Source organism: Pseudomonas tructae (assembly GCF_004214895.1).
Taxonomy (GTDB): Bacteria; Pseudomonadota; Gammaproteobacteria; order Pseudomonadales; family Pseudomonadaceae; genus Aquipseudomonas; species Aquipseudomonas tructae.
In genome coordinates, this window is record NZ_CP035952.1 from 5,631,439 (window position 1) to 5,645,297 (window position 13,859).

The 13,859-nt window shown below is 61.5% G+C and carries 16 protein-coding genes and 1 tRNA gene; 7 read left to right on the plus strand and 10 right to left on the minus strand.

The annotated features are described in order from the left end of the window. Nucleotides 1-57 precede the first annotated feature (57 nt). Together mdtI and EXN22_RS25915 are read right to left on the minus strand one after the other, a co-directional pair. On the minus strand, nucleotides 58-387 hold the full coding sequence (gene mdtI / locus EXN22_RS25910) for a multidrug/spermidine efflux SMR transporter subunit MdtI (protein ID WP_010221302.1): 330 nt from the start codon (nucleotides 385-387) through the stop codon (nucleotides 58-60). Continuing rightward, nucleotides 381-740 carry an SMR family transporter gene (locus EXN22_RS25915; protein ID WP_130266700.1) on the minus strand — a complete coding sequence of 120 codons (360 nt, stop codon included), beginning with the start codon at nucleotides 738-740 and terminating at the stop codon, nucleotides 381-383. The genes mdtI and EXN22_RS25915 overlap by 7 nt, the downstream gene beginning before the upstream one ends. Nucleotides 741-1,250: 510 nt before the next feature. Here EXN22_RS25915 and EXN22_RS25920 point away from each other — a divergent pair. From EXN22_RS25920 to EXN22_RS25945, 7 genes are all read left to right on the plus strand, one after another. After that, nucleotides 1,251-1,829, plus strand: coding sequence for a hypothetical protein (locus EXN22_RS25920; protein ID WP_010221300.1), 579 nt, complete (start codon nucleotides 1,251-1,253; stop codon nucleotides 1,827-1,829). Between the two features lie 9 nt (nucleotides 1,830-1,838). Continuing rightward, a complete protein-coding gene (locus EXN22_RS25925; RefSeq protein ID WP_010221299.1) occupies nucleotides 1,839-2,045 on the plus strand; it encodes a helix-turn-helix domain-containing protein in 207 nt (68 codons plus the stop codon). An 18-nt stretch (nucleotides 2,046-2,063) separates the two neighbouring features. Continuing rightward, nucleotides 2,064-2,444 carry a hypothetical protein gene (locus EXN22_RS25930; RefSeq protein ID WP_130266701.1) on the plus strand — a complete coding sequence of 127 codons (381 nt, stop codon included), beginning with the start codon at nucleotides 2,064-2,066 and terminating at the stop codon, nucleotides 2,442-2,444. An 87-nt stretch (nucleotides 2,445-2,531) separates the two neighbouring features. Beyond that, the gene (locus EXN22_RS26270) at nucleotides 2,532-2,672 is read left to right on the plus strand and encodes a hypothetical protein (RefSeq protein WP_165392264.1); all 141 of its coding nucleotides are present in this window, start codon (nucleotides 2,532-2,534) and stop codon (nucleotides 2,670-2,672) included. Nucleotides 2,673-2,696: 24 nt separating this feature from the next. Further along, nucleotides 2,697-2,963, plus strand: coding sequence for a hypothetical protein (locus tag EXN22_RS25935; RefSeq protein WP_130266702.1), 267 nt, complete (start codon nucleotides 2,697-2,699; stop codon nucleotides 2,961-2,963). A gap of 97 nt (nucleotides 2,964-3,060) precedes the next feature. After that, nucleotides 3,061-3,136 (plus strand) — tRNA-Thr (locus EXN22_RS25940). 212 nt (nucleotides 3,137-3,348) lie between these two features. Further along, nucleotides 3,349-3,687 carry a hypothetical protein gene (locus EXN22_RS25945; RefSeq protein WP_130266703.1) on the plus strand — a complete coding sequence of 113 codons (339 nt, stop codon included), beginning with the start codon at nucleotides 3,349-3,351 and terminating at the stop codon, nucleotides 3,685-3,687. A gap of 33 nt (nucleotides 3,688-3,720) precedes the next feature. On the opposite strand, the gene rfaD is transcribed toward EXN22_RS25945, so the two are convergent. The 8 genes from rfaD to EXN22_RS25985 all read right to left on the minus strand — a co-directional run bounded on the left by rfaD (nucleotide 3,721) and on the right by EXN22_RS25985 (nucleotide 13,852). Next, entirely contained in the window at nucleotides 3,721-4,713 is a 993-nt protein-coding gene (gene rfaD, locus EXN22_RS25950; protein ID WP_130266704.1) for an ADP-glyceromanno-heptose 6-epimerase, read from the minus strand. Nucleotides 4,714-4,783: 70 nt separating this feature from the next. Then, nucleotides 4,784-5,206 (minus strand): hypothetical protein, encoded by a 423-nt coding sequence (locus tag EXN22_RS25955; RefSeq protein ID WP_130266705.1) that lies wholly within the window; start codon nucleotides 5,204-5,206, stop codon nucleotides 4,784-4,786. Between the two features lie 2 nt (nucleotides 5,207-5,208). Next, entirely contained in the window at nucleotides 5,209-6,141 is a 933-nt protein-coding gene (locus EXN22_RS25960; protein ID WP_130266706.1) for an NAD synthetase, read from the minus strand. Between the two features lie 80 nt (nucleotides 6,142-6,221). Continuing rightward, the gene (tagQ, locus tag EXN22_RS25965; protein ID WP_130266707.1) at nucleotides 6,222-7,181 is read right to left on the minus strand and encodes a type VI secretion system-associated lipoprotein TagQ; all 960 of its coding nucleotides are present in this window, start codon (nucleotides 7,179-7,181) and stop codon (nucleotides 6,222-6,224) included. An 81-nt stretch (nucleotides 7,182-7,262) separates the two neighbouring features. Next, nucleotides 7,263-9,002, minus strand: a complete 1,740-nt coding sequence (locus tag EXN22_RS25970; protein ID WP_130266708.1) for a formylglycine-generating enzyme family protein — start codon at nucleotides 9,000-9,002, stop codon at nucleotides 7,263-7,265. Further along, entirely contained in the window at nucleotides 8,995-10,197 is a 1,203-nt protein-coding gene (locus EXN22_RS25975) for an ABC transporter permease (RefSeq protein ID WP_130266899.1), read from the minus strand. The genes EXN22_RS25970 and EXN22_RS25975 overlap by 8 nt, the downstream gene beginning before the upstream one ends. Beyond that, the gene (locus tag EXN22_RS25980; RefSeq protein WP_130266900.1) at nucleotides 10,197-10,913 is read right to left on the minus strand and encodes an ABC transporter ATP-binding protein; all 717 of its coding nucleotides are present in this window, start codon (nucleotides 10,911-10,913) and stop codon (nucleotides 10,197-10,199) included. The genes EXN22_RS25975 and EXN22_RS25980 overlap by 1 nt, the downstream gene beginning before the upstream one ends. Continuing rightward, a complete protein-coding gene (locus EXN22_RS25985) occupies nucleotides 10,913-13,852 on the minus strand; it encodes a serine/threonine-protein kinase (protein WP_130266709.1) in 2,940 nt (979 codons plus the stop codon). The genes EXN22_RS25980 and EXN22_RS25985 overlap by 1 nt, the downstream gene beginning before the upstream one ends. Nucleotides 13,853-13,859: the final 7 nt, after the last annotated feature.

A 13,859-nucleotide genomic window follows, 5' to 3' on the forward strand; every position in this document is an offset into this window, starting at 1 on the left:
CGTTTGGCATGCGCCTTGTGCATAAGCCTTCGAACCAATCGCGCTAAACAGACCGAATCAGGCCAGTTTCAGCAGGCTCATGCCCACCAGCAGCAAGGCCAGCCCCAACCAGCCACGGCCCATCAGACGTTGACCAAACAACGCCCAGCCCATGGCCACGGTGGCGAGAATGCCGAAACCACCCCAAATGGCGTAGGCCAGCGACAGTTCGATATCTCGCACAGCCTGAGCCAGCGCAGTAAAGGCGGCCAGCACGCAGAGAATCGAAGCAATGCCCAGGCCGCGCTTTTTAAAACCGTCGGAATACTTGAGCAGCAGGTTGGCGATCACTTCCAGCACGATCGCAAGACCCAGCCAGGCGAAGGGAATCCAGTTCATGCTCAGCATGGCAGGGCCTCCGTGTTACGAGCTGCAGGTGCGGCGCGAGTACCCGACTTGATCAGCAAGATACCGGCGATCATCACACCCAGGCCGGCGGCCTTGAGCAGGCCCAGGCTTTCGCCAAGCCAGGTGACGCTGATCAGGGTGATAAGAACGATGCCGATACCTTCCCACAGGGCGTAGGCCACGCCCACCGGCACGCGCTTTACTGCCAGCGCCAGGAAGAAGTACGACAGGCCGATCATCAGGTACATCAACCCGTGACCAAGAACGGGGAAATGACTGGCGGCGAATTTCATCGACGCGGTGCCGATCACCTCGGCGGTGATGGCGATAAACAGATAGATCCAGGAACGCATGATGCCCTCCCACGGGCGACACAAGCCGAGCGAAATCACGCTGACGGCTGCAGACAAATAGAGAAACGAGGCTGTTTGTCGGGGGAGGCGCTAGAGGTCGCCAGTCCAGTGACGTTCACGGGAAACCAGGCGGGAGGTGAAGAGCGGAAACGCTTTAGTGTTCAACATAATGAACAGCAAATTAGCTCAAGGCATCGTTGAAGTCAAATCGATAGAAAATGGCTAATTAATTTTCCTGTCTTTCAGTCCGTATTTAGCTGAAAGCCCTTAAAGGTTGCAGAAAGGTTCGTAAATTATATTACCCGGCCTGAAAAAGCATCGCGGGGCAAGCCCGCTCCTACCCTGTGGGAGCGGCGGTGCGGCGGCCGACTTGCCCCGCGATACCCCTTTCAGATCCCGCCTCCCCCTCGTGTCAAAACGCCGCACCCCCAACAAAATCACAATTAATTATTGTAATACGATAATTTTTCACAAATAATGCGCCCCGCTCAACTAGCACGGAGGGAAACCATGAACAGTAAGACAGTGGCTTACGCGAGATCGCGTCTGCGAGTGATCGGTGCATTCGCCGCGGTACTCGCTTGGGGTACAGGGATCGTCGAGTTCGGCGGCAACGTACTGTTGTGGGTGTTCGAAAAAGCCCAGGTGCAAGGCGCCTACCTGCAAAGCTTCGGCGAAAACATGCCGCTGCTGCTGGCCCCGGACTATCAGCCCTCGCACCTGGCCCTGGGCCTGGTCATCGGCCTGGAACTCATCCCCGCCAGCCTCTCGGCCTTTGCCCTGTACCTGACCGGTTTGTTCTTTTTGCGCCTGTCCCGGGGCGAAACCTGGACGACGCAGAACATCAAGATGCTCTGGTGGGTGGGCTTGCTGTGCATCGGCTTGCCGATGGTCTGGCCCATGATCGGCACCTTGCAGGGCCTGGCGTTCTCCATCGACCTGCCCAAAGGCGAAAGAAGCTTCAGCGTATCGATCGGTGTATCATCCCAGGCGGTTTACGAGATCATGAAAGGCATCTTCCTGTGCGCCTTTTCACTCCTCATGCGTGACGCCAAAACCATCAGCGATGAACACAACTGTTATGTCTAGCTTGCCCCTATGCCGATAATTATTCGACTCGATGTAGTCATGGCCAAGAACAAGATCCGCTCCAAGGATCTGGCCGAGATTATCGGTATTACGGAGGCGAACCTGTCGTTGCTGAAAAACGGCAAGATCAAGGGTTTCAAGATGGAAACCCTCGAGAAGCTCTGTCGCGCGTTGAACTGCCAGCCAGGTGACCTGCTGGAGTTCAGCGAGGAATGAACAAGGAACTGGCAACTCGTGAGCAATTCACTCAAGTGGCGCGCCGCGCTGCTGCTGGCCGTCGGCCTGCTCGGCGGCTGCGGCCCCAGCTACACCTATAGATACTCCCCTCCGCCAAGCATGGCGGGCATGAACTGCATCAACTCCTGCTCGATGGAACGCAACCACTGCAAACAGATGGCGCGCCTGCAGGAAAACAGCGACCAGGCCCTGTACCAGGCCAACCTCAGAAGCTACCAGCACTGCCAGGTCGGCAAGAGCAAGAAGGAAGCGCGCAAAAGCTGCTACTACCCCAGCTACCCGTTCAGCAGCGGTTCGAGCTACTCATGCGGCAGCGACTACGACAGCTGCTACCAGGCCTGCGGCGGCACCATCCACCGCATCCTCAACAAAGACTGACACCTCGATAAAACGGAATTGACTGTGGATATCATCAGATCCATCGCCCTGCTTGCGTGCGCGTTTTACCTAAGCGGCTGCTCCCTCATGTCTGACTGGCAGTTCCCGCCTCCCCAGTCCGGCTGGCAACCGCCGCTGCAGACGTACGGCACCAGCAGCTTCCCCGGGCCGGACTTCAGCAAAGACCACATGGCCATCCAGCACTACCTCGACACCCACAAACACTGACACTTCGACCAAACGGAATTGCCTGTGGCTATCATCAGATCCTTCATCCTGCTGGCGTGCGCGTTTTACTTGAGCGGCTGCACCAGTGGCGATTACACCCCCATGTCCGGCTGGGAAATCCCGCAGATGCAGATATACGGCGACAAGGGCTACTCGGGCCCGGCCTACACCTGCAAGAAAAAGCACGGCTGCCGAGAGCACTGTAAAAAGCACGATTGCCGCTACAAACCGCTGATATTCGACCCCACCAAAGCCGAACCCAGCGCCACGACAATGCACCGCGACTGGTAAGAAAACACCCCGCGATACCCGCTCAAAGCAGGTATCGCGAGGAAAGTTGCAGAAGTAGTTTACAGACGCAAACTGATCGCTATAATGACGCCCCTGTGCCGGTATAGCTCAGATGGTAGAGCAACTGACTTGTAATCAGTAGGTCCCGGGTTCGATTCCTGGTGCCGGCACCATACGCAGTAAGAAGAGGCTCACCGCGAGGTGGGCCTTTTTTGTTTCCGTAGCCTACCCCCACTTCGGTAGGAGCGGGCTTGCCCCGCGATAAGGCCAGCAAATTCAGCCCATCAAGCGGCGCTCGATCGCAGACAAGTCCCGCTCCAACACATCTTTTGCGGGATGATCAACACTGTCCTCTCAGCCCTCCAAGGACAGGCAGATCATCAACATGGAAACCTCCACCGTACAAGCCATCAAACTGGCCATTGTCTCGACCACCGGGCTTTCAAAAGATGCGCTGCATATCTACTTCGGTATGGCTGTATTCGTTTTCCTTGCAGCAATCAGCAAGCAACTGAGGCCCTATCTGGCCTGGTCCTGTGTGCTGGCCCTAGCTTGTCTGGGCGAAACAGTCGACTGCTGGGATGACGTGCAAAGCCTTGGCTACTGGCGTTGGCAGGCAAGCCTTCATGATGTGCTGAACACGTTGTTTTGGCCGAGCGTGCTGACGCTGCTTTGGTACCTGAGTTCTCGGGCAAGGCAGGGTCCGCATGTTTCAGAGGACTGATCAGCAACGCCCGAGGACGATGGCGCTCGCAAACTACCGCGCCCCCTGCAACCACTCGCAGTATCGCCCCACCCCCTGCTCCACCGTCAGCATTGGCTGCTGATAGCCAACGCTACGCAAACGCTCAAGGTCAGCGCAGGTGTAGCACTGGTACTTGCCGCGCAGGTGTTCGGGGAATTCGCTGTATTCAAGGACGCCTTCCAACAGGGCCATCTCCAGCGATAACGGTGGCTGGTCCTGTTGCTCGCGCAGGCGGTTGATCACCGCCAGGGCCACATCATTGAACGGCTGGGCGCGGCCGCTGCCGACGTTGAAGAGGCCACTCAACTGCGGCCGCTCGAGGAAGAACAGGTTGACCCTGACCACATCCTCGACCGCCACGAAATCACGCAGGTGGCCACCGCTGGGATAACCACCATAGCTGCCGAACAGGCTGACCTTGCCATCGGCCTGGTACTGGTTGAAGCAGTGCAAGGCCACCGAAGCCATGGCGCCCTTGTGCTGTTCGCGGGGGCCGTAGACGTTGAAATAACGCAGGCCGACGATCTGGCTGCGGGCCTGGGGCAGTTGCCGGCGTACGCGCTGGTCGAAGAGGAATTTGGAGTAGCCGTAGACGTTCAATGGCCGCTCGCATTCACGCTGCTCGCGAAAATCGCGCCCGGCGCCATACACCGCTGCCGATGAGGCATACAGCAGCGGTACTTGCAGGCCTTGGGCGGCGTCGAGCAGGTCGCGGCTGTAGCGGTAGTTGTTGTCCATCATCACGCGTCCGTCGCTTTCGACGGTGCTTGAGCAGGCGCCCTGATGCAGCACGGCGCGTACCTTGCCGAACTGACCGGCGCGAAAGCGGTGGAGAAAGTCGTCCTTGTCCAGGTAGTCGGCGATTTCGCCATCAGCCAGGTTGCGAAACTTGTCGCCATCGCTCAGGTCATCGACGGCGATGATCTCGGTTTCGCCGCGTTGGTTGAGGGCCTGAACCAGGTTGCTACCGATAAAACCGGCGGCGCCGGTGACGATAATGGTCATGCCATGTCCCCCTTTGAGGGTGCAGAGGCCTCAGTCTAGGGGGTGGCTTTTGCGCAACTATTAACCAGGGTCAATGGTTTTGGCGTTTTTGCCGGAGCTCGACCAGGTACTCGCGCATCTGCCGATGACGCTTGCCATTGAGCATCAGCCCGGCAAGCAGCGGCAACAACAAGGCAAAAGCAAACAGACCTTTGTTGATTCGCTCATCGAACAGGCTGATCACTGTCAGCAGGCTGAGCAGCAGCAATAGCACGATCAGCCAGAGGCTCCAGGCCCTGCCACGAATGATCAGGAAATTGCCCAGGCACAGCAGCACGATACTGCCGGCCATCAAGCCAACGCTGAAGGCCGAATTATCGGGGTGGTTGCGCAAGTGAGTGTCAGTCCACAAGGTCACCGCGCAGGCCAGGGAAAACAACGAAAGAAAAAACGTACAGATGAACGTCGGAAAGTAACGGGTCATGAACGCGGCGTAATCCTGACTCACACTCATGCTCAGAACTCCTCGTACAAACCGATGGCGATGGTTTTGATCTCACTGCTCGCGGAGGTTACAACCCCCTGCACGGAAGAACTCCCAGCCAGGCCGAAACCGGCACCAATCGAATCCTTGAGCAGGGTCTTGGTCGCATGGCTGATTTCGGTCGGGGTATAACGCTTGGTCAGCAAGCCTGCGCTCTGCTGCAACTTGAGCTGCTTGGCCGTCAGTGACGGGTGCTTGACCGACAACAGTTCATCGGTAAGCGCCTTGCGTTGCTGACGACTCAGACCCTTGCTCAGCTCGAACCACTTACGTCCGGTAGCTGCCTTGTGCATCTGCAGGTATTTGAAGGTGGTCAGCCCTGAGGTGCCGACGCCCAGCAAAGACACCGCATCCAGCACCATGCTTGCATTCTGGTACCACTCTTCCTGGTCGAGCGCGTCGTTGGCGCCTGGGTTGTTTGCTTCACGCACGGTACGCATGACACCGACACCGCACTGCACGCTGCTGGCCGTGGCCGCAGCGATGCCGATGTAGGTCACAACCATGCTCGCACCACCGGAAAATGGCGCGGCGATAGTGCCGCTGACCACCACCATCCAGCCCAGTACCGCACCCGCACAGGACAAGGTGGTGTTGACGCCTTCCTTGAGTGCCTTCGATTCGCGCGGGTTGGTCTGTAGCTGTTGGGTGTACTGGTCAGGTGTCTGGTAACGCTTGAGCTCACGCAAAATGATGCGCTTGGGCCGGATGCTGCAGATCGGCTGGAACTCGCGCAGTACGACAACGTTGTAGTCCAGGTCGATGTACACCACGCCAGCACCGACGATCGAGGGATCGGCATCGATGCCAGCAAACAGCCTGGGCAGATTGATGGTGGACTGGATGCGCTGGCGCGCGTTGAACTGGGGATCGATGTAGCCAAAACGGGGGATGGCGCTGCTCATTGATTCGTTTCCTTGAACCTGCAACGCAAATCACCCGCCGCCTTGCCTCCAAGGTGGCGGGCAACTGCGCTGCTCAAGCCTTACACGTTAGGGCAAGGCACCGGTGCCCAGTCACCCATGTCCGGGTTTTTGCACATGTTGTTGACCTGGCTCTGGCCGGCGCTGGCAACCTTCTGGCTTTCAGCCTTCTTGGCGTTGGCGTCCTGCAGGGTCTTCTCGGTGGCGACGGCTTCCTTCGGTACTTCAGGCAGCTTTTTCTTCGCCTGGGCCGGAGCCTTGGTCTTGGCTTTGGCCGTCGTGGCTTTCTTGGCGTTGCCGGTGGCCAGTACTGGCGCTTCGGCTTCGGCAACCACCACAACGTCGTTACGCTGTACGCCGACCTGCTTGAGGTCTTGCTCGTAGGCCTGGGTGTAGTTGTTCAGGTTCTCACCCAGACGACCATTGACCGCGCTGATCAGGTTGTTCGACTCCTGCAGGCCGGCGATGATTTCCGCCAGACGCTTGCGGCCCTCGCTGTCGTTGATCGTGTTGCTCTTGCGGCCGTCCATCAGGTTGGCGAACTCACGCTGGTAGCAAGCCTGGGAGGCTTTGGCGTAAGCGGTGCTGCGGTCCATGTCGGCCGCGCTCTTGTTGATGTCGGTGGCGTAGGAACCGATGCGCTGGTTGTCGTCGCTGATCTGCTTCTGGCGCTCGGTGTAGTAACCGGCGGCGCCGCCGACCAGGGCACCGCCGGCAGCACCGATGGCAGCATTGCGGCCTCGGGTGTCGGAGTTGCCGGTGAGCGCGCCGGTCAGGGCGCCGCCGACTGCACCGATCAGGGCGCCGGTGGCGACTGACTTGGTCATGTCCGAATCAGTCGAGCGCAGGTGCTGGACCGGTTCGTAGCAGCTTGGGTAGTACTCGACCTTGGTCGTCGCGCCGACCTTGGATGCCGGCGAGCTGGCGCAGCCAGTCAGCAGGACGGTGCTGAAACCGGCCGCCAGCAGCAGCGCGGCCCGGCCGTTGGAAGCAGTGAAGAAGGGCTTGCGAGTTGAAAGCATGGTCAGGTTCTCTCTCTGTTGAAACACGCTGGGGACAGCCTCATGCCGCCCCGGTCACTACGATGTTCACTCCACAGCCGCTCAAGGTTGCACAGCGGCTGATGCGAGCAGTTCTTTCAAAATCGCCCCTGGGTCCGCACGCCGTTGCTGGCGATAAGCCCCGACATGGCGAACGAACAGGGTCGCCCGGCTGAGCAGGCTCTTGCCCAGTACCGGTTTGCGATTGAGTTCTTCCTTGACCCGCTGGAACTGCGCCTGGATCACCGCATCGGTGTAGCGCGTGCCAGTGGCAAGGTTGTCGATGTAGATCGCCACGGCGCCATCGAGGGCGCTGCGGCCGTTGTTGATCGCGGCAGCAAACAGCTTGGCGCTGGTCTCGTCACCGGAGGCCTTGGCCTGCTGCTGGGTCTTTTGCAGGTTGGTCAGGCGGATGTTGTAGTTGTTGATGGTTTCGGCCACCAGGGCGGCGGACTGGATCAGGTTGCCGGCCGCTTCTTCACGCTGCTGGGCGATCAGCGAGACGTTGCGCTTGAGCTCTTCGTTGACCAGGCCAAGCTCGGCCTGCAACTGCGGGTCGGCACTTGCCGCGATGATGCTGTCCAGGCGCTTGGTCGGGTCCTGGGCGTCGTCGATGGCGTCGGTCAGCGCCGCCAGGCGGCCTTCTTTCTGCCACTGCTCGAACAGTTCCTCGTAGCGCGAGCGCGGTGCCGACAGGGCGCCGATGGCGACTCGAAAACCGGTGGTTTCATTGCTTTGCTCAGTGCCATCGGCGCCGAACAGCGGGTACTCGCGGCGCATGCCGGTGAACAACGTGCCCTCGCCCTCCAGGTAATTGCCGCCTTTGACCACGAAGCCACCGTAAGCCCCCTGACGGCGCCCGGCATGCACCAGCTGGAACGACTCCTGGACCATTTCCGCGGCGTTGCCGATCACGTCGAACAGCCCCAGGGGGTTGGGCAGTTTGGTGCCGATCGGGGTCAGGCGTGCGGCCTGACCGGTGCCGCCGGCGACCTGGTTGAACACTGCCCAGTCGGCCAGCGGGCCGTCGCTTTCGCTGCCCTCAAGACGTCGTGGGAACAACCGCCCTTCGAGTTCCTGACGGCTGACGGCGGAGCCACCCCGGGCGGCAAACTCCCACTCCACTTCGGTCGGCAGGCGGACGAAGCCAATACCGCCGTCTTCAGCCTGCTTGCCCCGGCCACTGACCGGCAGCAGGTCGCGGTGGTTCTTCATCAACCAGGCGCTGTAAACCGCCGAGAACCGCTCGGCCTCAAAGCGCGACAGCTTGACCTTGGGCAATCGCCCGGCCATGCCGCTCGCCGCTTCACAGGCCGGCGCCGGTTCACCGCTGGCCAGCGACTGGGCCTGGGCCATCACCCGGGCGTACTGCTGGGCCGTGACTTCGTACTTGCCGATAAAGTACATCATCGGTTTGAGCGGGCTGCCGGCATCGGTTTTCGGCAGGCTCGGGCTGATGCGCTTTTTCCAGTCTGCGGACAAGTCCTGCAGGCTGAACTGGCCGTTGATGAAGTCGCGGCGATAACCGGAAATAAACGACTGCTTGTAACCCGCCTCGCCTTCGCTGAAGGGGTAACCCAGGCTTACTTCGCGATCATCCAGGCTGCCCTGAGCCAGGACATAGACGTGACGGAACACCATCTCACCGTCACAGGGCAACGGCAGGCTGATGTCGTCAGCCAGGGGCTTGGGGTTGTCCAGTTTGCTGCTGGCGGGCTTGGGCTCGTCTTCGGCCTGGGCGCAGGACACCAGGTTCAGGGCGGCAACGATCAGCGCCAGGGCGGGTAGGCGACGGTCAAACATCTCGAATTCCTTCACAAGCGTCTATTCGCGCCACGCGCCAGCCCCCCAGGGCGGCAGCGGCTGCGCTGGCCAGCAGCACAGCGAGCAGGGCAACGAGGTAATGCGACGGGAGCAGATGGCTGGCGTACTCGCCGGGCATCTGCATGAACAATTGGTTGAGGCCGCTTTCGGCCAGGGCGTACAGCGCAGCGCCAATGCCGGCTGCAAACACAGCGCTGTACAGCGCCTGCAGCACCACGAATGCCAGCAAGGCCGCTGTACTGAAGCCCAGCAGGCGCATCACCGACAGCTCGCGGCGCTTGCGCTCGACGGCAGCCAGGGCGCCCGCGCAAACTGCGGCAAACGCCCCAACAAGCGCCAGGCTGGCAATGATCCAGAACACCAGGGTCAGGTTGCGGCTCAACGACTGCACCTGGGCAATGGCCGGGGCCTGGGTCGACACCAGTAACTGGCGGTCGGCAAAGAAGCGGCGTAGCGGCTCGACGTCAGAGAGGTTTCGCGCATACAGGCGAAAGGCTGGATAGACCCGTTGCGCCTCGCCAGCATCTGTCTTGCCTTGCCAGCCCAGCGCCGGTACGGCGCGGCCATCGCGGTAGTCTTCGGCGGCCTCCAGCAGTGTCAGCGGGGCAAACAACGCATCACGTTCAAAGGCCTCCAGCGGCAAAACAGCCAACACCCGCAACGTGCTGCGCTGCACCTGAAGCTGCCCCGCCAGTTGACGGGTGAACGCGGCATCGAGTTGATCCCCCGCCTGCGCGCCGAGCTTTTCTGCCGCCGTGCGGCTAAGGACGATCTGGTCGATAGCGCTGGGGACCTGAAGCCCTTGCAGCAGCGGGTCGTTAAGCGCCGTCGGAATCATCTCGACGTTGACCACCACCTTGCGCGCCGGCAACACCAGGTCGGCAGTCGCGGCAATTTGCCGGGTGCGTGGCAAAGCGAAGGCCACATCGTCGCGCTCGGCCAGTTCGGCGACGAAGTCGGCGCTAAAGCGGCCACCACCCAGCGGGATGATTTCACGCACCATTGGGTCGCGCTCAAGACGCTCGGTCAGGCTGCTGACCAGGCCGAACTTCAAACCGAACAGCACCAGCAATGGCGCGATCACCGCCACCAGCGCCAGTACGCTGCAGGCGGACAGGCGTGCGTCGCTGCGGTAGTCCTGCCAGGCCAGGGCGGCAATCAGCAGCGGGCGCATCATGGTTGGCGCTCCAGCGTGGCGGTGACACCGCCATCGGCATCGCGGCGACAGGCCATGCGCAATACCTGCAACCCGGCAGCGCGGGCCAATGCCTCGTCGTGGGTGGCGATCAGGCAAGCCACCTGCCGCGCCTGGGCCTGACGCAACAACAACTGCATCACCCGTTCGGCATTGACCGGATCCAGGGCTGCGGTCGGCTCGTCGGCCAGTAGCAGCGTGGGGTTGTGCACCAGGGCGCGGGCGCAGCTGACCCGTTGACGCTGGCCGATCGACAACGCCGCCGGCTTCTTGTCCAACTGATCAGCGATCTCCAGTTGCTCGGCCAGGCGCTGCACGCTGCCGTCGTCGCCCAGGCCAAGCACCTGGCGCGGCAGGGCGATGTTGCTGCGCACATCGAGAAACCCCAACAAACCACCCGCCTGCAGCACATAACCCAGATGCCGCCGGCGTACGTGGGCCAACTGGTCCTGGCGCTGGTCCTGCCAGAGCTGACGAACATCGAAAACCTGCAAGTCGCTGCTGAACACAAACTGCTGCGCATGGTCTGGCTGCAGAACCATGGCCAGCAAGTCGAGCAAGGTGCTCTTGCCGCAACCACTGGGGCCGACCAGGGCCAACTGCTGACCGGCGCGCAGCTCCAGGCGCTCGATTTCCAGGCTGAAGCGCTGGGTACCGAGGCCACGGGTCTTGCGCAGCGCCTGCAGACTGATCATCACGGCAGCGTCGACAACGGTACACGGTACAAGGCGTCACCCGGCTCGGCATTGCCGAAGCGCACCCAGTTGGCCATGTCGTTGTGGAAGGTTTCGTACAGGCGGATCTTCGAATCCAGCTCGTCGATAAAGTCCTCCTGTTCGGCCACGCTGAGCGACAACCACAGGTCCTGGGTCATGCTCAAAGACTTGCTGCGGTAAGGCAGGCCGTCCAGGTATTCGCCCAGTACTCCGCCTTCGGCGAGGTTGGCGCCCTTGCGCAGGGCGGCCGGGTCGCGGCTCATGTAAGCACTGGCGCTGGCGATTTCCTGGAAGAAGTCCCTGGGTGAGGTGCGGGTCTTGCGCGCCGCATCGACGATCAGTTTCAGCGACTGCTGCAGGTCGTTCAGTTGCAGCTTGGTGAGCATCACGCAGACCTGCAGGGTGGGCAGCGCCGGGTTGGTCAGGTCGCGGTCTGAAGTCCAGGCGCTGACCAGTTGCGGGGCCTGGCTTGCGCTCTTGCGGCCAAGAAAATCCATGTGCATGGCATAACCAATGGCCGCTGATTTATCCACAACGCTTGGCGCAGCCGCCAGCAACGGTGCGGGTTGCGTCGGATTACTGCGCACCTGGTGGACCAGGTCGGCGAAGCTTGAGCCAATTTCGCGCACCCGCTCACCGAACTTGTTCACATCACCACCGGGCACCGAGACGTACAGGTCGCCGATTTTCGGGTTGGCGTCGGCGGTCAGCACCCGGTACTGCTGCTCGGCGTACGCATGGTTCTTCTTGCCGGCATCGGTGCGCAGGTGCAGGGCGTAGATCTTGATCTGCTTGCTCAGGGCCGCCTGGCGAACTTCGGCCTCGTTCATCTGGGTGCTGCTGTAGCGGTCGTTCTTGCGCAGCGAGCCGGCGTCGCTGACCAGCAATATCAGGCGCCCGCCATAGCCGGACCAGTCCATGCCATCGACCGCCTGCATGATCCCGGCAAAGGCGTCTTCGTTGAACGAGTGGCTGGAGACGTTGGTGGCTTTCACCTGTTCGGCCAGCTTCAAAAAGCGCTCTGGGTCGCGGCCCTGGTCCAGGGTCACCAGGGTCTTGGTCAGGTATTCCAGGGCCGGCGTGCGCGTGGTGTTGTTGCGAAAACCCACCAGACCGAAGCTGACGTTGTCCAGCTCGCCTCGTTGTGAGATTTGCCCGTGCAACTCGTGCACCACCTGGCGCACCTGATCGATATAGGGCTGCATCGATACCGAGGTATCCACCACCAGCACCACAGCGGTGCGGAACGCATCGCTGGAGGTGGCCACGCCCGCAGCTTTGGGCTCGCTGCTGCGGGCACTGCTGCCCGGGTCGATGGAGGCAACATTGAGCAGCTGCAACGGCTGGCCGTTTTCGTCGAAGCTCTCGCGCGCCTCGAAAATTGGCATCAGGTAGAACTGATCCTGTGGCACGGCGCTGGCACTGGGTTCCAGGGCCATCACTTGAGGTACTTGCTCCGGTGTGTTCTGCGCCTTGAGCAGTTCGGCACGGGCAGCCGAGGTATCGCCGAGCAAGCGTTCGAGCTGATCGGCCTGACGCAGGAACATCACTGGCGCACGCCCCGAGCGTTCGGTGAACTTGAGCACCAGGCTCTGCTTCCAGTCACTGACCTGGGAAGCCGGCAACCAGCCGTCACGGCGGCCGTCACTGGCGGTGCCAACCTGCAGCCAGGGGCTGCCGTCGAAGTCCTGGCGCTGATAGACATAGAGCACAGTGAAGGCCGGTAAAGTGTCGCTGGGCGTGGCCCCCGGCTGGCTGACCACCTGCGCGCCGGGCCTGCTCAGCACGCGCTGGAACAGGGTTTTCTTGCCGGCCATCAGCAGCGGGCGATTGTCGTCGTTGCTTGCGGTTACAGGTGTCTGCGGCACTGGCTCGCGGGTTTGCACCGGCTGCGCCTCAACCACCTGTTGATCACCACTCATGGCCCAATAACCAAGCCCGCCCAGGCCAAGTGCGGCGGCAACGGCAATCGCGAGCAAGGCCAGTGCCGGACGCTTGCGCGCAGCTGCAGGTGGCGCAGCCTTGACCATGGGTTCCGGCTTCGGTGCGGGAGGCGCCTGTGGCGGCTCAAGGGCTACCGCGTTGGCAATCGGCAGGGGCTGGATCAAGGTGCTGTCAGCCTCTTGCACAGGCAGCCGGTCGAGCGCCGCCAGCAAGGTCCGGGCATCGGCAAAACGTTCAGCCGGGTCCTTGGCCAACAGGCCGCGCAGGATGTCCTGGTATCGACCGTGCTCGATCGGCAACTCCGGCAACGGCTCGGTCAGGTGCGCCAGTGCTGTCGACAGGGCATCGTTGCCGCTGTACGGCAGCTTGCCCACCAGCATCTCGTAAAACACCACACCCAGGGCATAAAGGTCGGCGCGGCCATCGATCTCCTGGCCGCGTGCCTGCTCCGGGCTCATGTAACTGGGGGTACCGACGGCAAAGCCGGCCTGGGTGAACTGGGTTCGGTCATCCAGTGACTTGGCGATGCCGAAGTCCGACAGCACTGCATTGCCGTCGGCACGAAACAGAATGTTGGCCGGTTTCACGTCACGGTGCACCAGGCCCTGGGCATGGGCATAACCCAGCGCCGAAGCGATCTGGCGGATGTACACAAGGCCCTGCTCCGGCGTGACCCCGGCGGCGATACGCTCCTTGAGCGTACCGTTGGGCAGGTACTCCATGGCCATGTAGTACAGCTCGCCGACATTGCCGATGTCGTGGATGGTCACCGTGTGCGGGTGTGACAGCCGCGCCAGGGTGCGGCCTTCACGCAAGAAGCGCTCGCAGAAGGTCGGGTCGGCAGCCAAGGCGGCGGCCATGACCTTCAAGGCCACTTTGCGCTCCAATGAACGCTGGGTGGCCAGGTAGACAGTGGCCATGGCGCCTTCGCCAATCTCGCCGTCGATGTCGTATCCGGGGATCACTTTGTCCATGTGCAGG

Coding starts and splice junctions, on each gene's coding strand:
- mdtI (WP_010221302.1), bottom strand. CDS start 387: ATGCTGAGCATGAACTGGATTCCCTTCGCCTGGCTGGGTCTTGCGATC.
- EXN22_RS25915 (WP_130266700.1), bottom strand. CDS start 740: ATGCGTTCCTGGATCTATCTGTTTATCGCCATCACCGCCGAGGTGATC.
- EXN22_RS25920 (WP_010221300.1), top strand. CDS start 1,251: ATGAACAGTAAGACAGTGGCTTACGCGAGATCGCGTCTGCGAGTGATC.
- EXN22_RS25925 (WP_010221299.1), top strand. CDS start 1,839: ATGCCGATAATTATTCGACTCGATGTAGTCATGGCCAAGAACAAGATC.
- EXN22_RS26270 (WP_165392264.1), top strand. CDS start 2,532: ATGTCTGACTGGCAGTTCCCGCCTCCCCAGTCCGGCTGGCAACCGCCG.
- EXN22_RS25945 (WP_130266703.1), top strand. CDS start 3,349: ATGGAAACCTCCACCGTACAAGCCATCAAACTGGCCATTGTCTCGACC.
- rfaD (WP_130266704.1), bottom strand. CDS start 4,713: ATGACCATTATCGTCACCGGCGCCGCCGGTTTTATCGGTAGCAACCTG.
- EXN22_RS25955 (WP_130266705.1), bottom strand. CDS start 5,206: ATGAGTGTGAGTCAGGATTACGCCGCGTTCATGACCCGTTACTTTCCG.
- EXN22_RS25960 (WP_130266706.1), bottom strand. CDS start 6,141: ATGAGCAGCGCCATCCCCCGTTTTGGCTACATCGATCCCCAGTTCAAC.
- tagQ (WP_130266707.1), bottom strand. CDS start 7,181: ATGCTTTCAACTCGCAAGCCCTTCTTCACTGCTTCCAACGGCCGGGCC.
- EXN22_RS25970 (WP_130266708.1), bottom strand. CDS start 9,002: ATGTTTGACCGTCGCCTACCCGCCCTGGCGCTGATCGTTGCCGCCCTG.
- EXN22_RS25975 (WP_130266899.1), bottom strand. CDS start 10,197: ATGCGCCCGCTGCTGATTGCCGCCCTGGCCTGGCAGGACTACCGCAGC.
- EXN22_RS25980 (WP_130266900.1), bottom strand. CDS start 10,913: ATGATCAGTCTGCAGGCGCTGCGCAAGACCCGTGGCCTCGGTACCCAG.
- EXN22_RS25985 (WP_130266709.1), bottom strand. CDS start 13,852: ATGGACAAAGTGATCCCCGGATACGACATCGACGGCGAGATTGGCGAA.